This is a genomic window from Flavobacterium flabelliforme (assembly GCF_017948675.1).
In the GTDB taxonomy this organism is placed as follows: domain Bacteria; phylum Bacteroidota; class Bacteroidia; order Flavobacteriales; family Flavobacteriaceae; genus Flavobacterium; species Flavobacterium pygoscelis.
Window position 1 is genome coordinate 85,458 of sequence record NZ_JAGFBU010000003.1, and the last position, 17,528, is coordinate 102,985.

The 17,528-nt window shown below is 31.1% G+C and carries 16 protein-coding genes; all 16 read right to left on the bottom strand.

The features are described 5' to 3' along the window. Positions 1 to 5: 5 nt before the first annotated feature. Positions 6 to 1,589 (bottom strand): TerB family tellurite resistance protein, encoded by a 1,584-nt coding sequence (locus tag J3S90_RS09140; protein ID WP_210645937.1) that lies wholly within the window; start codon positions 1,587 to 1,589, stop codon positions 6 to 8. 101 nt (positions 1,590 to 1,690) lie between these two features. Beyond that, positions 1,691 to 2,173 (bottom strand): exonuclease/endonuclease/phosphatase family protein, encoded by a 483-nt coding sequence (locus J3S90_RS16110; RefSeq protein WP_317192534.1) that lies wholly within the window; start codon positions 2,171 to 2,173, stop codon positions 1,691 to 1,693. Further along, positions 2,170 to 2,523: an exonuclease/endonuclease/phosphatase family protein gene (locus J3S90_RS16115; protein WP_317192535.1), complete on the bottom strand. Its 354-nt coding sequence runs from the start codon at positions 2,521 to 2,523 to the stop codon at positions 2,170 to 2,172. Before J3S90_RS16115 ends, J3S90_RS16110 begins: the two co-directional genes overlap by 4 nt. Further along, positions 2,504 to 3,043 (bottom strand): retropepsin-like aspartic protease family protein, encoded by a 540-nt coding sequence (locus J3S90_RS09150; protein ID WP_210645938.1) that lies wholly within the window; start codon positions 3,041 to 3,043, stop codon positions 2,504 to 2,506. The genes J3S90_RS16115 and J3S90_RS09150 overlap by 20 nt, the downstream gene beginning before the upstream one ends. Continuing rightward, positions 3,024 to 3,641, bottom strand: a complete 618-nt coding sequence (locus J3S90_RS09155; RefSeq protein WP_210645939.1) for an OmpA family protein — start codon at positions 3,639 to 3,641, stop codon at positions 3,024 to 3,026. The genes J3S90_RS09150 and J3S90_RS09155 overlap by 20 nt, the downstream gene beginning before the upstream one ends. Positions 3,642 to 3,643: 2 nt before the next feature. Continuing rightward, a complete protein-coding gene (locus J3S90_RS09160) occupies positions 3,644 to 4,948 on the bottom strand; it encodes a coiled-coil domain-containing protein (RefSeq protein WP_210645940.1) in 1,305 nt (434 codons plus the stop codon). Between the two features lie 37 nt (positions 4,949 to 4,985). Beyond that, on the bottom strand, positions 4,986 to 5,438 hold the full coding sequence (locus J3S90_RS09165) for a hypothetical protein (protein ID WP_210645941.1): 453 nt from the start codon (positions 5,436 to 5,438) through the stop codon (positions 4,986 to 4,988). A 2-nt stretch (positions 5,439 to 5,440) separates the two neighbouring features. Continuing rightward, the gene (locus J3S90_RS09170; RefSeq protein WP_210645942.1) at positions 5,441 to 6,625 is read right to left on the bottom strand and encodes a PIN domain-containing protein; all 1,185 of its coding nucleotides are present in this window, start codon (positions 6,623 to 6,625) and stop codon (positions 5,441 to 5,443) included. Next, positions 6,622 to 10,056 carry a cell division protein FtsA gene (locus tag J3S90_RS09175; RefSeq protein ID WP_210645943.1) on the bottom strand — a complete coding sequence of 1,145 codons (3,435 nt, stop codon included), beginning with the start codon at positions 10,054 to 10,056 and terminating at the stop codon, positions 6,622 to 6,624. Before J3S90_RS09175 ends, J3S90_RS09170 begins: the two co-directional genes overlap by 4 nt. 4 nt (positions 10,057 to 10,060) lie before the next feature. Then, positions 10,061 to 11,500 carry a hypothetical protein gene (locus tag J3S90_RS09180; RefSeq protein WP_210645944.1) on the bottom strand — a complete coding sequence of 480 codons (1,440 nt, stop codon included), beginning with the start codon at positions 11,498 to 11,500 and terminating at the stop codon, positions 10,061 to 10,063. 429 nt (positions 11,501 to 11,929) lie between these two features. After that, the gene (locus J3S90_RS09185; RefSeq protein ID WP_210645945.1) at positions 11,930 to 13,405 is read right to left on the bottom strand and encodes a hypothetical protein; all 1,476 of its coding nucleotides are present in this window, start codon (positions 13,403 to 13,405) and stop codon (positions 11,930 to 11,932) included. A 5-nt stretch (positions 13,406 to 13,410) separates the two neighbouring features. Further along, positions 13,411 to 14,031, bottom strand: coding sequence for a DUF805 domain-containing protein (locus J3S90_RS09190; RefSeq protein WP_210645946.1), 621 nt, complete (start codon positions 14,029 to 14,031; stop codon positions 13,411 to 13,413). Between the two features lie 304 nt (positions 14,032 to 14,335). Continuing rightward, complete coding sequence (locus J3S90_RS09195) at positions 14,336 to 14,956, bottom strand: hypothetical protein (RefSeq protein WP_210645947.1); 621 nt, start codon at positions 14,954 to 14,956, stop codon at positions 14,336 to 14,338. 148 nt (positions 14,957 to 15,104) lie between these two features. Beyond that, a complete protein-coding gene (locus tag J3S90_RS09200; protein WP_210645948.1) occupies positions 15,105 to 15,737 on the bottom strand; it encodes a P-loop NTPase family protein in 633 nt (210 codons plus the stop codon). A 128-nt stretch (positions 15,738 to 15,865) separates the two neighbouring features. Continuing rightward, positions 15,866 to 16,744 (bottom strand): transcriptional regulator, encoded by an 879-nt coding sequence (locus J3S90_RS09205; protein ID WP_210645949.1) that lies wholly within the window; start codon positions 16,742 to 16,744, stop codon positions 15,866 to 15,868. A gap of 79 nt (positions 16,745 to 16,823) precedes the next feature. Continuing rightward, positions 16,824 to 17,111 carry a helix-turn-helix domain-containing protein gene (locus tag J3S90_RS09210; RefSeq protein ID WP_210645950.1) on the bottom strand — a complete coding sequence of 96 codons (288 nt, stop codon included), beginning with the start codon at positions 17,109 to 17,111 and terminating at the stop codon, positions 16,824 to 16,826. Between the last annotated feature and the right edge of the window lie 417 nt (positions 17,112 to 17,528).

Consider the following 17,528-nt stretch of genomic DNA (forward strand, 5'->3'; position numbering starts at 1 on the left):
TTGTTTTATATAACAGTATTTTTTAAATTTTCAATAAAACGTATTTCGGCTGGCTCAAATTCACCGTCTACCATAGCCATTTCATTTAGTCTTCCAATAATTTGATTTTCAATTTTATTACTTGAAAATTTCAAGTCCTTAGCTGTTAACTCTGGCAGAACTTTTGTGTCCATTAACTTAAATAATTCTTTCTTTTCAGTATTGGTAAAATCATCTAAATTTTTAATTATTTCCGATAAATAAATTTTTTCGGAATCTTCAATTTTCCCATCTGCTTTTGCTAAATAAATCATTAACTTGATTTCAATGAGTCTATCTGTTTTAAGTTTGAACTTTTTAGTTTTAAAAATTTTGGTTAAAAAACTTGTAGTTGTTTTTGCAGCATTTTTTAAATCCATTTTTAATTCTTCGGGATCAGAGTAAAGCTTGATTCGGGGTGCGGAATTATAGTCAATTATAACGCCACTGTGTATTTCATTAGATAAGATGTGTTTGTAATTAAACTCAATGCACGTAATGTGTTTGTAGGCTAGTTTTTCTGTCAAAACCTTAGGAAATGAGTTTTTATCTAAATTTAATTCTTGTTCTAAGATCTCACAATGTTTCTTTTCAAAATCAGAATAGTCATTTTTAACGACCATATTGTGCTGATAAAATAATTCTTTTTTGTCATTTAGCTGTGTAAAGTAATCTTCTATCGTACCAAGATCCAATTGTAATACTGGACCTTTAATTATAATTTTCTGGTGTTTTTTGTTCTCTATTTTTGATACAACAAAGTCTAATTCTCCAAACTCTCCTTTCCCATCGCAATTACGGCAATCTGTTAACCCATATCTTTTTCTGTCTTCATAACAATAATTGCAGGTAATGGTTCTTTTTCCCGAACATTTAGAGCAGGTAACTTTGCCTGTAACATTACAAGTCATGCATTTTACCTTTCCTTTTCCTGAGCAGGAAGAACAATTGACTAATTTTTCGGATGTTTTTCCACTAGCCAGACGTACTGTTTTTTTTACTTTTCCCGATCCTCCACATCCCATGAATAAGCCTCCACATCGATTCCAGCCTTCTCCACTACATTTAAGGCAGGAAACTTTTCCTTCTCCAATACATTCATCGCATTCCCAAGTATGATTCCCATTGCAATCAGAGGCATAACAGCTTACTAAGCCATCTCCGGAACATTCTTTGCAACTACAGGTCTTTACAGAATCTTGCAAGTAAAATCGTTGCTGTTTCTCCAAAAATCTATCGTTGTCGGTTTCAATTGGAAATTCCAAACGGATATCTTTTGGAGTACACTGTACTTTTTCACTTTTTATAGAATCACATTTATCCCTAATCAAGCTGTCTTTTAAAAAAGCCTTATTTCTAATTAAAGGGGTGTTGTTTTGTAATGAAATAAATGTTTTTTTTAAATTATCGCCAATAGGGAATTCAATATTGTGAATAACTCGGTCTATTGTTTTATATTCAAAATTGAGTAATAGATACTCACATTGTTTTAAATCATCCAATAGAATTATTTTATTGTAGAAATCGTTTTCAAGACTCTTTACTATATTTTTTACTTTTGTTAAATCCATTGTTGCATTTTTAATTTATTGTTCCTATTTGTCTTTTTTAAATAAGATGCTATTTGGTTTTTCTAGCTGGTTTATAGTATTCTATTGGTTCAGCCGTCCTTTTAATTCAACAAAATTTCTGCCCAGATTGGAATATGATCAGAAATGGTTCGTGCTTCTTTTAAAGAATTGAATTTTTGATAAAACGGAACTACTCCATAAATTTTAACTGTTACTCTTGCGGAATTATAATACATATTGTCATATTCTGAAGCTAGGCATTCATCCATTATGCAGTCCCTTTTCAATGAAGTTTTTTGATTAATTAATACTGGTTTGTAACCCATTTTTTTCAACGGATTGAACACCGTATGTGATTGAGGAGCATTGAAATCGCTAGCAAATATTAAGTTAATGTGGGGATAGTCATTGGTCAAAAACTTGAAGTATTTTATTTCTGTTTCAGGTTGTCTTTTTTTGGTGATAGCATGATAGTTAACCACAGTAAATTGTTTGTTGTTGTACTGAAACGTACAAAAGTAGGGTTCACGATCAATTTCTAAATGATATTTTTTTTCTAACCAAGGCCGTCCTATCTTCTTCACTTTACTTGTTTTCCATAGGAAAGCATAGCGTTCAGTTTTATGAGCACTACTGATGTAGGGTTGCTAATTACATAGCCCCATTTAGCCTCTTTTCGGTTTAATTCATCAGCTAGTCTTGCCACGGCTTGTGCGCCTCCATAACCCGCTACAACTTCCTGGATTGCAATTATATCGTAATCTCTTATTGTATTGGCAATGAAGGCTACTTCTTGATCCGATTTTGATTTGCCAATGTTTTCTATATTACAAGATAGGAGTTTAACTTGGGCTGATAAAACAGTAGAAAATAATGTTAAACAAATTAAAAGAAATAAAACCCTGCGGTCGTAATTATTCAAAAGTGATTTCATTTCTTTTATAATCAATTGATATTTTGCCAAATTCAGCCAATGCTGATTGACCAAATAATAAAGGAGCTTCGCTGTTATGGACTACAGAAGCTTCCACATTCTCTAGGGTTTTATTTCCAATCTTTACACTTTTTAGTCTAATTACTGTTCCTTCAGATATAGCTCCTGTAGCGTCTTGAAAATTTACATTGCCAATGAAATCCTCTTCTTTTAACGTACCTTGTTTGTATAAAAACATAGCTTCTGTGGCAGACATCGAGATGATACTGGCACCCGTATCAAAAATAAAATTCATATTACTCCCGTTTATCTCAACTGGTATTTTATAAATTCCATTTTCTTCTGACATTTTTACCATTGTTTTCCCGTGTCTACTTGATCCAGAAACCGAGTTGTATCTGGGCTTTGAATCTCTTGTACTGTTTCTTCCAGATCTTGAGCAATTTGTACAATCTACGAATAGCATTGACAAAGTAATTATTGCTATACCGTACGCTATTTTAATTGTCTTGATTTTCAATTTTACCTATTTTTGGAATAATTTGTATTAAAAATTGTTGATTCTTTGTTTCATCCTTTCCACTATAACGACCTACACCTCTTGTGCCACTACCAGCGACTTGAAGTTCGCAAAAATTGGGGTCAAAATGGATATTATTACTATCCCATAGCTTTAAAAGGGATAGTGCGCGTAAATAACTTAATTCATCATTATATTTATATTGATCTCTTGAAGCCATCCCTTCAATAATGATCATATATTTAATATCATTGTTTTTATATTCATTTTGTAATCTAACAATTAAACTTTCAATGTTTTTCCCTACATCTAACAGATAATCCTTATACTCTTCTTTAATCTCACTATTGGCCGGTTCAAACTGAATTTGTTTTTTTAGCGTGAATCTTTTGTATTCTTCTTGATAAGAAAAATATCTTGTATCCAATTCTTTTACTGAGTTTTGAATTTCTACTATTTTTTTCAATTGTTCAACAGTTGCTTTGGATTGTCTTTTCATCATAACAACAGTTAGTACAAATAATACTAACATTATAAAAAAGAGACTGGTCATCAAATCAGCATAACTGGCCCAGAAAAAATTTGTTTTTTTTGACATAATTACTTAAAAATAAATTCAAATATTTTCCACCCGCTAAAGACAACGCCAATGATAGCTCCTGAATAGACAAAAACATATCCTGCATACTTGATTGGTTTTGGGATTTCTATGCCTGTTTGTTGCTTTTGATTTAAAATAGCTTCAGATAATTTATCTATGGAATTATTTAGCGAGTCTAATTTTTTGTTTTGGGACTTGGCTTCCTGTTCCATATTGGACATACTGGTTTTTAATTCTCCTAATTTTTTTAATTCATTTAAATTACCTCTGTCTTCTTTCAATAGTTTTTCTAATAGATCTTCTTCTTTGATGGTTATATCTGTTATTGCTTTTATTTGAGTATCAATATGAATTTTTAACTGTTCTAAACTCTTACTTAAAACATTATCAACATCAATAACTGCATCTGAAACCATTTGCTTTCTGCTGCTTACTTCTCTTAATTCAGATTGCAGAATATCGATTATTTCTTTATTCATATCAATATTTGTACCTATAGAATCAGCAATTTTTTCCATAGAGTGGGTACGTTCTAATTGATTGTTAATACTGAAATTTAGCTTTTGAGCATTGTCAACAAAAGAGTTAACCTGGTGTAGGTAGGTATTGAATTTTTCAAATTCTTTCGTGCTCGTTCTAAGTTCTTGTAGCACATTTACATTTAATTTTGCTAATTGAGCAACGTCAACCTCTTTAAGATCATTCATCAACGTTGTTTGACCTTCAAAAGAATCTAATATGCGGTTCATTAGACCATTAAAATTATGAATGTTAGTTTCAAAAGTATCATTGAATTTAAGCAGATTAGCTTGCAGTGAGTAGATACTTGAGGAAATGTTTTGTGATAAAACTGGCAAAAGATGTGTTTGTATCCAGGTAAAGAAATCATTTTTAAACCCTTCAGCCTTAGTTTTTGCTCCTTTATACCTCCATCCAGAAAGCAAAACGGTTAATAATAGTCCCGTAAAACTTGCAATCATGGCTATTTTTACCCCGCCAATCAGGATATCAATAGCCTTTTCAAAATTGGCATCACTGATACTAGGCATTGCGAAAAGGCCAATAACGATTCCTAACATAGTTCCCATTAATCCTAAATATAAGGGTATAGGTAATAATGTATTTATCTCCTCATCAATTGCATCTGTATTTCGTTCAACTACATCTTTAATTAAATTAAAATCGCTAACGGCTCCTTTATTTCGTAGTAAATAAGTGTTTACTGAACTTAGTACTTTATCGAATACTACATTCGACTTGCCATTTGATTTTATTAATGTAATTTCAATATATTTTGATTCCATAGTGTTTTATTATTTTTAAACTTTAAGACTCGTAATTTTACTCATAGAGTAAAGACCATCCCATGTCTTGATAATGGTACAAACTACTTCTAGGGATTTTTTCCTCCAAAGTCCCGTTCATTACCCAAACTAAATCAGTATTGTCATGATTGGTTTCATCATCATCATCATCACCATCGTAAAAAGCAGTTGACTCAATTTCTCCATTTACATATTCGGGAATATTGATTAAGATCTTCTCACAAGTGCCTTCTTTTGGTAGGTTATCTGCTGAAGTTGAATTACTGTAAATAGAAAGATTATTTAAAATGTATTCCACAGTCACCGTTTTTATTTGATCTTCAGGAATAAAAACTTTTACTGATTCAAAACTATTAGCCTCCGGTACTATAGTTTTAAAAAGCGATATTTTTTTTGAAGTGGAAATTGCCACTAAGATTTGTGCCATTACAATAATTGCAATTAGACCTCCTATTAGTATATCATGCATATCTATTCGTATTTAATTTTTGCTTTAGTTATCACTACCCATCTATCATTTCTTTTTTCTGCGATTCCGGGTTTTGTGGTTGTAATTTTTTTCGCGTTTTGATTGTGTGCGTTTTGAGATTCACATACAGAATCTAGATATCTATGAGGAGCATTTACAGCTTCACTTATCCCTATTTCATCTGAATCAAAAACAAAAGTAGCTTTTGATTTATCCATATTATCAGCAGTGAATTTATATAAAGTTTGAGTTGGTCTAGGAATGCTAGATATACTGCGCATATCAAAAAACATATCATCAGGCGTGGCCATGTAAAAAACCTCTTGTAGTTTTTTTGGAGTAACTTCTAATTCAATATGATTTTTTATTTCAGGAATATCACTCTTCACAGAATTGTTATTATAATCTTGAACTGGACTCAAATCTCTTATTTGACTTTTAAGTTTTCTTATCTCGTCATCTAGTTTATTATAATTTATGTTAAAATCAATTTGATTTGTATTCGATTTTGATTCCTTACTTACTTTTTTTAAATGGTTTAAAGAGTCTTCAATTTTAAAGATTTTCTTAGTAAGAAAAAACAGAGCTATCATTATTATTAATATAAATACGCCTATCAGAATAACCCAAAATTTTAAATTGAAAAAAGATGAATTTTTACTTCTTCTGTTTTGGGACCCAAAATCATTGGTGTCATCACTTGCTGTTTCAGTACCTTTTACAATGTTTTCCGAGGTCATTGAATCACTACCTACTGTATCTGAAGTTATGACTTCTTGATCACTAACATTTTCTTTCCCCTCAATATAATTTAATATTTCAGTTTTTAATCGTACTATTTCTTCTCCTTTTCTCTTATCAGCAAAAGCATAAATTTTACCGAACCTTTTTTGGTCAGAGAAAATTTCCTCAGAAAAAAAATGAGAATAATCTTTAATATTAGGTTGTTTTTTTAATTTCTGGAATTCATTAAATAAATCAATGGTACTTGTATATGATTGTGGAATATCATTTATAGTTATTTGCTTATTTTCGTTAGTAACTTTTTCATTTTTAGAAAGTGTCGAATTAATACACACATAAGTGACGTAATCTACAGTTTCGTTTAAGTCATGACCTATGTTGCTTTGTGCTTTAAGCCCTGTGTTGGATATTATTAATAATATAATCAAAAAGATATTTTTCATGCTTCGTGGATTTTAAGTTCAGTATGGATGTTAAACGCTAGATGATTTATTCCCCCAATTAATGGGTAGAAAAATAATGTTTCATCTATATTTTCGTCTAGATCTCCTTTTAAGTCATTTTTTTTCTCTTGTAATCCTATTTTTAAATTATCTAAAGCATTTTCTTTTAGATAATCTTTATAGGCATTTAAATGCGCTTGATTGATTCCGAAATTATTATTAAAACTAATTTGCTTATTCAATGAAAAGAACCAATCAATAAAACCATTGTATTCAGTAACAACTTCATTTTCTATAGTTGAATTAATATCATTATATGATTTAGTTGTATTCGGAATTAAAATATCTTCTTTAGTTCCCAATAGGACAGTTTTCAGAACATCAATATCTACGTTTTGTGAGTTGCTAATCATTAAAGCTCCTTTACAGCTAATCTCTTTAGGGTTTTCATCTTGCTTTAGATCTATCTTAGGAATTGAATCAGCGTTAAAGATATTTTGAAAAATAATTTGTGTTAATTCTGATAGGCCTTTTAGTTTGTCACTTCCATCGGCGAGATTAATAATTTTAGATCCTGTACCACTAAAAGTAATGTAACGAGGTACATTCAGTGATTGTGCCTTCATCAATTTTGCAATATGATAGATAATTGAAGTGTAAAACATAAGGAAGACAATCTTAAAATCATCATTTTGCTGTAATTTTTTACTGAATGATATTGGTATATTATTGTCTTTAATTTTCTTGTTTTTTTCGATCGAAAAGAAAAAAGCAACTATATCTTCGGATTTTCCTTCAGTTATTACCTCTTCTAATACTTTTAGCAGATCATATTGCTTATTTAACTCTAGTAGAAATTTAATACGATCCAAGTATTTTAGGATAAATCCATTTATTTTAGAAGAACGACCAAATGCATCACCGAAAACGTTATTAGCTGCAAAACGGAAAGAAGTTAATAATTCTGAATTATTATTGGTATAGACCACAACATCTGTTGTACCACCTCCGATATCAATTGATACCACAGGATTTGCTAAAGCATTAACTCCTAACTGTGTATTGTAATAATAGAATGGAGCTATGGACTCCGAAATTTTCTCTGGAGCTATGGATTTATTTATATATTTTTTAAATAACTCATTCCATTTACTCTCCAGTTGGTTAATTCTATAAGTCGACATACTAGAAGGGTAAAGCCAAATTAATTTAGTTTTATTTAAATCACCTCCATTTAACAACACTTTGTTTCTGATTAAAAATAAAAGATTTTCAAAATAGGCATCTATTACTTTTGATTCATTTGGGTTATTGGTGTAATTGGACCATTTTAAATTTGTACGGATAAAAGAGTTTTTATGAATTGGATATTTCTCATAATCGAAAGGAATATTAAAATCAGACAAGGCATAGGTATCTCTATTTAAATCTAAATTCTTTTTTGAGTTTATAATTGTTCTCTGTGGAAAATGAAATTCAGAGTTCTTATTTAATTCTTCAGGGATTAATTCTTGAACTACTATATCAAATAAACGCGTTGCACTTACGGCATTGATTGACTTAATTGTTTCTGGGTTTTTAAGATTATACAAAGTAGCTGTTTGCATGTCATTTTGTACGATTTCAAATGGTTTTGGCTCTCCATTATCTTTACGATACTCGATATGCGTATTAGTGGTACCAAAGTCAACAGCAAAGGTAAAATTAGCAGCACCTTGAGTAAGCGTCTTAAACAGTGGCATAACAACTCCATTTGCCCAATTATTTTTCACAACAATATAGTCGAAGCCTTCTTCTAATACATAATATTCTGAAGAGATAAAATCGATTGACTTCTCACTTCTTTGTTTTACTGCTTTTTCAATAACCTTCTTATTCTCTTTATTCTTAAAAAAATCAAGACTGTATTTATTATTTTTATTGTGTTCTAGGATATCTCTATCCATAAAAGCAATCCTATAAAAATTTTGTGTATCCTCCTCTAATTTCAAAAATGGAAAAAGCGTTAATCCAAATTGGTTTTCAATAATAGATCCTCGATTTCTATTTAAATCAGGTTCTGTAATCTGGTAATCATTCATAGGTGGATAATACGTTCTTTCGTAGGTTACGTATTTTCTGTTTTTGATAGGAATACGAAGTATCACATTTACGCCACCAGTTGAAGATTGTTTGATTTCAATTGTTTTTTTTCCGTCAGAAGTAACTCCTTGTAAGTCTTCCACATTGAAATAATCAAAATATTCTTTTTTTACAGGTAATAAAAAGCCTTTAGAAATTTCTCCTGAGTTTACTGAAAAATTACCGTTGAAGAATTTTTCATTATCAATAGGATATATAGTTCTAATTATATAAGGTTCTAAGAAATCACTAATGGTTAGATAGGGGTATATTGAGTCATCATAGGGTAACGTTCTTTCTTTTAAAGGTCTGTCATCTGATATGTTTGCTCTATTGTTTTTATCCCAAATCGCAGTCGTGTAGACTATTTTATCTGAATAATCGTCAATAGGTAATACCAATGGTTTAATAGCCTCTTTACATTTATCAGAATGTATGACAAATCCACTATTGTCTTGGATTGCACTTGTGCTTTCAGTTTTTTTACGAAGTGGAAAGTCTAATATTTCAACAATACCATCACTACCTATCGTAAGTTTTTCAAATTCGGTATTAAAGTTATCTTCAGTATAATTATTTAAAATGGTTCTTTGCTCATGAGAAAGCATTTTATAATTCATTTCTAAATAATCATCTACTCCTTTAAAAAGAGGATTGAAATTAGGCATGAATTTACGTATCCCAAAAATAAATTTTTGGAAATTAAAATCCCTTTTATATAGTGGCTGATAATGATCATCAAAAACAATGTCAGTACCAAATTGAATATCAATATCCAGTTTATTGGCAGAGGTGAAAAATAATGTTGCTGGAGAAGTCCCTCCAATTATGTTTAATTCATTGTTTCCTTTCTTGTAATTAAGAAGATATAGTCTTTGAATTTTGTCAAAATTATAGGCTTTGGCATCTTGCTCTAAATACAATTTTAAAGTTTCTCCTAATAGTTTGTGTTTAGGATTAGAAGAGTGTAGTAATTTGTTTAAATCATTGGCTTTGTCCCAAATGATAATATTTATTTTTTCCTTTAATTTATCGCTATTAAAAAATATTTCTCCAACATCTAAACAGTCTGAAACCATTTTATGAAAAATAGTTTTACCATCCACCTGATTTAAATTTACCAAGCTTTCAAATGCTGTTTTTACTAGATCCATTCTCGCAAATGGACTTGGTATGGAGGTTATTTCTTTATTAGCAGATGAGCCATTAGGATCTTTTATTGCTTCAATGGCATTTTTACCATAAGCCGTTGATGTTTGCCAATCTTCTATATTATTACTACCATCATGGAAACGAAATACTTTTGCCATTTTCTTAGAATTTATATTTTTCTTTTACTAAAGATTCAGTTGTGCTATAAAACAAGTCCATAAATTGTTGCTCTGGTGAACCCGTCTTTATTATTTCTTTGTCGTGTTTAGAGAGTAAAAAATCATATCGACCATAATTTTTACCACCAGATTCCATCCAACCGATATGTGGTCTTACACCTTTAACCATTTCAAATAAATTAGTGTCGTTAACATTCAAATTTAGAGGGGAAAAACTTCGTTGATTGTACGCCATCTCATTTAGCCATTCTAAATAGTTCTGATTGAATTTTTTCAAATAATTACTATAAAATGGTTGTGTTAAGAGATTAGAAATATTCATGTTTTTTGCCCAATTTTGATCTGTGCTTGCTACAATCTTGTCTCTTAAATACACTAAAAATTTAGTGTACTGAGTTAATGGTTTTTTTAACTGTAATTGCGTACAATCTCCAAGGTTCTCAAATATTAAAGAATTGGAATTTGATTTAATACCAAATTCTTGATAGATAGGGTTTTCAGCTGTACCATCTATATTGACTAATTCGGTAGCATCTTTTTTTGCAAAATCTATTATTGAAAGTGCGGCTGCCATTTCAAGGAAATGCGCATCATTTTTTTGATTTGCTGCTCCTTCCACATTTGGATAGTCTTTTGTTATGTCATCACCCAGATAATAAAGCGCGTTTACAGAATTGTTGCCACTAATATTTTTTTCATAATAGGATAATGCTGCTTTTGTTTTTGAGATAAAAGTAGACTTGTCAATTTTACTTTCATCATCAGGGGCAACACCAAAATAGGGTAGCATAGTCACGGCTCCAATAGGAGCATCTTGAAGGTATTTCCAGGTTGATAAATTGTGATCCGCATTACGAATGTTTTTTACTAATAGTGGAAAGCCAGCAGCTCCAGTTCCTCCAAAAATGGAACTAATAATAAAAATGCGGTCTTCTTGACTAAAAGTAGATGCGAAATTTTTAAAATCATCGGATTGTTTGAATTGATTTAAAACGACACTTCCAATATTAGGGTTTCCTTTAAAACCTACTTCCATATCTGCATTTAAATTGTCTTCTGAAAACAATAAATTGATTAAGGCTTTGTTGTTTTCATCCAAACCACTATATTGGATGTAATCTTTAAATCGGTCGTTTTTGATATCATTTAAAACCAATCTGAAATTTTGATTCACATTAGATATTTTTGTTTTAAAAAACTGATTTTGATCAGCATTAGTAAAACTTAGTTTACCATGGATCTGCTGATAATTTTTTAGGATTTCAATAGTACGTGTAACATCTCCATTAGCCTCGTCAGGATCAATTATAATAGGAACAACTTCATGTTTATTGATGTCTATGCCTGATGCTAAAAGCATTGCTAGCGATTTTATTACTCTTGAACCGGTACCACCAATTCCAAATACATATAGTTTAGCCATGATTTTATTTTTTAGAAAGGTGTTTTACTTGCTCTAACGCTTTTATATTTTAATACTAGTGAAAATAGAAGAGAAAAAATTATTGCCCATAACACATTTACCATTGAAAAAGTAAAATGTTCCGTAAACGAATAGGGGCTTCCTGCAGTTGACGTATAATAAAAGCTTTGCATTGAGATTTCACTTATATAATAGCCTGAAAAAAAGTTGATGGTTCCAATTATTAACAACCAGATGAACCAATAAATTTTTTTATAAAAAACACCATAATTTGAAATGAAGTAGTAATAAACTAATATTAGAATAAGCGAAGTGATTAGCATTATGAGGCCAATATCCATATATGCGTTAGCTTCATACATATCATTTGAAAATCCATTTATATATATGATCTGCTCATATAGTGTTGCAAAAAAATCATTCATATAGTTATTTTTTAATATTTACTGTTAATTCTAAATAGTCATTGTTTTTGGATTCAGTTTCATAAGCTTCATTGATTCCTTCAATGAGATATTTTATTCCAAATGTCTTATTACTGTTTTGACTTAGGTTACTATCATCATTGCTGTTTGTTTCATAGACCCATGAAGGAATCTGTTTTTTTAATGTAAAATTCAGATTAGTAAAGTTTGGCGTTGTAGATTCAAAAACAATGTAATGCGTTGGTTTTGCATTTGCCTTTGCCAACATATTAACTGAATTTGGTTTTATGCCTTTTTCAGTAAAAGGATAAATTCCTTTAATTTTATAATTAGCATTTTTAATAGAGTAATTATCTTTATCACGTATATAACTCTCTTCAACTGGAATAGAGCTCATGTCTACAGCTACACTGAAAATTAAGTTAGAGGAATTTCGATCAGTAATCGATACATCTTCAATTCCCTTTATAGCACCATTATCTGAAAAATCTCTATCCGGTTTGAATCTACCTGAATCTTTGCTTGTATTGATAACAGAAAAATAAACTCCCTGTGAATAATTATTTAAAGTTAAATTGTATTTATTTTCAAATCCCTCCACTTTTCCTTTAACCAATTTAATGTTTTCATTAAAATTAGTCATTGCTTTATCAGTGGCTATTATGATTATATAATAAGGTCTTAGTTGACCAGATAGTTGCGTTTTTCTATTGTCTTTATCATAATAAGTCCCGTTAAACTCGGAGGTCAGTTTGATAATAGAAGTTGCTAGCCTTTCCTTGCTTTTGAATTTTGTTAAAAAAGCATCTTTGGTGAGGCTTTTTTGGTCACTTAATAAATCTTCTGTCTTACTTCCTTGGATCGAGTAAATACAATCAGATAAAAGAATTGACACGGTATCTTTAGCTGTTTTATTCAATATCTGATTGAAGATATTATTGAGATTACTTTCAACTGTATTTCCAATTTTGAATGTCTTTGTGTTTAAGGTATTTGAAAATGTAACGATATCTCCATGTAATTGGGTAGGATAAATATCAGAATTGATAAAATTGATATTTATATTTTTTTCACCGTAATAATATTTTAACATCACTAATAAATCTCGAATAGCTCCTTTGAATTGGGTATTTCCATTCACATAGCCATTCATACTACCCGAATTTTCGATATAGATATTAACAAAATAATTTTTTGGTGGCACAGATGGACTTTGATCATCTACTTTATAGCCTTTTTTTTCTAAAAATGTGATTAGTTTGGTTTTATCAAAACTAGCATTAGTAAAAAACTTTTTGAATTTTCTATCCGTTGCAAATAGTTTAATTTCTGCAATTAAATTATTAATTTCTAAGGACGTTATTTTGGAATCACTTTTGGAATATTCTTGAGCATTATCTTCAAAAGTACTATAATCACTTCCGCAACTTGTAAACAGCAGACAAAAGAGTAGGGTTAAGGGAAAGAGAACTTTATGCATGGCAGTTATTTAATTTTAATAATTATATTACCTTGAGTAACTTCGAGTACATTGATTCCATCAGCTATTTTTATAAATTCATCCACAAGATACTGGCTAGTATTATCATGCTTCACAGTTATACTCGCTGTTGATGTAATAATTTCATAACTTAAACTTTTTACGAAATTTAAACTTCGTAATTGTCGTAATACTTCCTGTAAATTGGAGTAGTTGACATTTCTAACTTCTAAATTAGTAGTGTTATCAACTAAAGGGAAGTTATCATGTACTACTCTTCTAGTTACTGTTTCTGTTACTTCAGCATTAGCTGTAGTATATTGTAATTTGGTTTGTGCTTTTGGATTTACACCATAGTCATTTGAATAATTTTGTCCCTCATCAAAAAGCATCCATAAACCATAAAATGGAATTATTTGCCACCAACCATTATTTCCCACGTCATGACATCTTTTTGCACCTTGCGCCCACAAAAACCATAATAAAGGAATAAAGGCAAGGCGTAAGACGGGAAAATTTCTAGATGAAGACATTGTAACAAAGTATAGCAAATAAAAAATAATTACACTGATTCCATATTCTAATCTTCTAATTCTGCCGTCAAATGAAAAAATATTATTAAACATATCTAAGGTTTATTGGTTAAATTGTTTTTGGTATAAATTATGGTGGTTTGTTAAATAAAATTAAAAAAGCATCGATTATTCATGATGAAATTTTGTTTTCTAGTTTAAACAGGAACTTTTTTGTAAACATACTTGTATAAATAATTTTTACTTTACGGTTTTCCTCATTTGATTAAAATAAATATTTGATGTGGAGGTTTTTTTAATTTGTTTTGCATCAACTTGTAATTTTTTTGTTGATTGATGGTAAATAAACAGCGCTTATGATGAAATTCAATGCCCACTTTTAATACTTTTTTTATTTTTAAAGAGCCTCTAAATACCATTGTAATTCATACAACTGAACTAAATCCTCTTCCTTATTTGTCGTTTGTGCTAACTGGACTAAAGTAATTTTTTGACTTAGTACTTTTTCACACAGTAACTCTTGTAAAATAACATAGATAGCTTGTTCCAATGTTTTAGTATCACAAAATAGGTTGTAGTTTTTGAGAAAGATCATAATATCCAATTTCACAATGTTTTCATTGTACAGAATTGGTTTGAATTTTAGTTCACTAATTTTTAAAGTAATGTCTTGTAAAATGTAATGCTCGCCTAAGCCTTTCATCAATTTATCTATTTCATTTGTTGGTTGAATAAAGGCTGTGAAGTTCCAGGTTCTCAGTCGTGGGGCATTGTCGATTAAAAGAGTAACTTGTTGGAAATAGTTAGAACTTCCATTTGCTGTAACAATGAATTCTGCTTTGCTATTTTCTTTTTTTGGAAAGACAATTATAAAGTCGATTTCTCTGCAGTAGTAGCTTAAGTTTTTGTTAATCCAAAATGCGATATGTTTTTGGTTTTCAGGGGTTTCGTTGATGAGGTTTTTGATGGTTTGGTTGTTGTCTTGGAACCAGTTCCAGAAGGTGTTAATTTTTTTCATAATGGTTTTTATTTAACCGCAAAGAGCGGAAAGGAGGCGTAAGGTTCGCAAAGTTTATTTATGTGTTAGGGGTGTTAATGATGCTGATTTTTTTAACCGCAAAGGAGGCGCAATGTTCACAAAGTTTTTTTATTTTTTTATTTGTTGATTATCTTTTGTCTTTAGCGGTTTTTTCAAAAGCGATAAGGTTCAGCATTTGCCTCATTCGAGAGCGAACCCGGTTGCCATACGTTTGTTCAATTTCGGAGGCCGATAGGTTGGTGGTGATGTGGGTTTGTAGTTTTTTGGAAGTGAATAAATCGTAGCGCGATAATAGGATTTCCGCCATGACGTTGCATTCGTTGCCAAAGTATTTAAGATTATTTTCTATGCCTAGGTCATCGAAACAATACCTGACAGCCACTGGCTGTCCACCTCTTAATCTCAAATCTTTACTGTATTTATGGATAATCTCATAGCCATCCTGGATGAATTCGAAGCTGATGTCTCGGCAGGGTTTCACTGAAAATTTGTGTTCGATAGGAGTGAGGTGTTTCATGATATTCATCAAAGAAGTTTTACCACAACCCACTGGGCCACTTAGCATAATTCCCTTGTTGAGGTTTATGTTTAATTGGAAACAAGTTTGCTCGTCCTTAAGGAAATAGGCAATGAGTTTGTAAATTATGGGATGGTCGGTTTCTAAGATTTTGAAATGATTTCCGTATAATTCAACGCCCTTTTTTTCTAGCCAAAGGATTATTTCTGAATAGTTGTAATGGGTTTTTATTTCTGTTTCCATAGTGTTTTTTTAACCGTAAAGAGCGCAAAGGTTTACGCAAGGTTCGCTAGAGTTACTTAAATGAGTTTAGAACCTGTCCCTCGACTGCGCTCGGGATGACAATTCAAAGAACCTGAAACAAGTTCAGGTTAAAGTGGTTCTGAATAGTCTTTGTCTGTTCCGGTGTTGAGTTGCCTTGATCGGTTTAATGGTGCTGTTTCAGTATTGTGTTTGAAATTAGGCGCGTTTAATATCCAGTTTTGTGCTGCAGCTTGCCAATCAATCATGGGTGTTTTTCCACCAACGAGCCAACCGTTGCTTGAGAAATAATTAAAAAACTTATTGGCTTCGATTTCCTGAAAATTGTTTTCGACGAAATAGGTTTTGACATCTTCGATTTTTGGCATCTCGTCCCTCGACTGCGCTCGGGATGACACGTTCGAAGTGACAAGATCCATTTTCTTTTTTTCGCGCAACTTTTTTTCTTCTTCTATTTTTTCTTTTGTGAATAAATTGTCAATTTGAAAATTTTGTGCTTGCTCGTCCAAGTTTACACTCTTTAAATCGTTTGAAATGTTTGGTATGTTTGTATTGTTTATATAAGATACCAGTGCTTGTTCAGTGGCAGTCCCACTACTAGTACAGGACTTGTTCACAGCTTGTTCATCGACTAGTTCAAAAATGGGTTCATTTTTTGGTACTGTTATTTTTTCGCTTTTTGGGATTGGTTTTAAATCGTCTGAGAAATTGAAGAGGTAGACGTGGCTTCCTTTGAATGGATTGTATGATGGTTCATAGTTTATATAGCCCAATGAATGTAAATTTTTAAGGCATTTATGGTAGGTCGCTTTTGAACTGATTTTGCTAATTCTCATTAATTCATCGCGAGAAATGCTGATTGGATTTTTGAATCGGTTGCAATTCCAGAATTGAAATAACGACATGTACAAACTTACGTGTGTTGGATTGAGTGCTTTATCTACAGCTACTTTTTCAAAAAATCCTGTTAGGTGTTTTATGTAGTTCATATTGAGGTATTAAGATTGGAGCATTAAGTATTAAGACTTTTACTTATATCATGAGATTTCCTTGTTCTTTGCGCTACCACTATTTGAAGAGCTTGGGTAGCGCATTTACTTTATTGCCGTTTAGTACTTTTTCAATGTCAGAATGATCGTAGTACACAATCCCACCAATTTTGGTGTATGTTAAGGTTCCATTGATACGGAGGTTTTGTAGCGTACCTGGAGAGATGTTAAGAAGCTTTCTGACTTCTGTAGATTTTAGCCACTTTTTGGCCTGCTGGTTCTTGCCTTTGAGTATTTCTTTAATATCTTCTAAAAGAGATTTGTGAAATTGATTTAGGTCTTCTTTTGTAAGGATTTCGATTGCCATAACTTGTGTTTTAAGTTGTTATAGTGCAAAAGTGTAGGTTTTGATTGTTTTTATTTCACAAGGGTTCACAAGTTGTGAAGGAAAAAATGAGTTTATATTTTGAATTGTCTGTGGTTATTGACTTTTTTTAATAAAATAACTATTTGGGTTTTATTAAATTTTTTCTTTTGCCTTGATGCATCCTTCGACTGCGCTCAGGAGGACGGAAACAAAAAATATTCATGAGTTAATATTGTTTTTTGGTATTCATGAATCTTCGATTTCAATCCTGAATATTTTTATACCAAAAAGCATCGGACAAATTTTCCCTATCGCGACCTCAGCCGCTCGTGTTTCACACTCGACTCCGGGATCACTCTCTACGGCCAACGCTTAAATTCTTACTGTGATTTTTTAGTCTAAAAATATAAGGGCGTT

What these genes read in the sequence shown, in the direction of transcription:
- J3S90_RS09140 (WP_210645937.1), bottom strand. Translation starts at nt 1,589, where the DNA reads ATGGATTTAACAAAAGTAAAAAATATAGTAAAGAGTCTTGAAAACGAT.
- J3S90_RS16115 (WP_317192535.1), bottom strand. Translation starts at nt 2,523, where the DNA reads ATGAAATCACTTTTGAATAATTACGACCGCAGGGTTTTATTTCTTTTA.
- J3S90_RS09155 (WP_210645939.1), bottom strand. Translation starts at nt 3,641, where the DNA reads ATGTCAAAAAAAACAAATTTTTTCTGGGCCAGTTATGCTGATTTGATG.
- J3S90_RS09160 (WP_210645940.1), bottom strand. Translation starts at nt 4,948, where the DNA reads ATGGAATCAAAATATATTGAAATTACATTAATAAAATCAAATGGCAAG.
- J3S90_RS09165 (WP_210645941.1), bottom strand. Translation starts at nt 5,438, where the DNA reads ATGCATGATATACTAATAGGAGGTCTAATTGCAATTATTGTAATGGCA.
- J3S90_RS09170 (WP_210645942.1), bottom strand. Translation starts at nt 6,625, where the DNA reads ATGAAAAATATCTTTTTGATTATATTATTAATAATATCCAACACAGGG.
- J3S90_RS09175 (WP_210645943.1), bottom strand. Translation starts at nt 10,056, where the DNA reads ATGGCAAAAGTATTTCGTTTCCATGATGGTAGTAATAATATAGAAGAT.
- J3S90_RS09180 (WP_210645944.1), bottom strand. Translation starts at nt 11,500, where the DNA reads ATGGCTAAACTATATGTATTTGGAATTGGTGGTACCGGTTCAAGAGTA.
- J3S90_RS09185 (WP_210645945.1), bottom strand. Translation starts at nt 13,405, where the DNA reads ATGCATAAAGTTCTCTTTCCCTTAACCCTACTCTTTTGTCTGCTGTTT.
- J3S90_RS09190 (WP_210645946.1), bottom strand. Translation starts at nt 14,031, where the DNA reads ATGTTTAATAATATTTTTTCATTTGACGGCAGAATTAGAAGATTAGAA.
- J3S90_RS09195 (WP_210645947.1), bottom strand. Translation starts at nt 14,956, where the DNA reads ATGAAAAAAATTAACACCTTCTGGAACTGGTTCCAAGACAACAACCAA.
- J3S90_RS09200 (WP_210645948.1), bottom strand. Translation starts at nt 15,737, where the DNA reads ATGGAAACAGAAATAAAAACCCATTACAACTATTCAGAAATAATCCTT.
- J3S90_RS09205 (WP_210645949.1), bottom strand. Translation starts at nt 16,744, where the DNA reads ATGAACTACATAAAACACCTAACAGGATTTTTTGAAAAAGTAGCTGTA.
- J3S90_RS09210 (WP_210645950.1), bottom strand. Translation starts at nt 17,111, where the DNA reads ATGGCAATCGAAATCCTTACAAAAGAAGACCTAAATCAATTTCACAAA.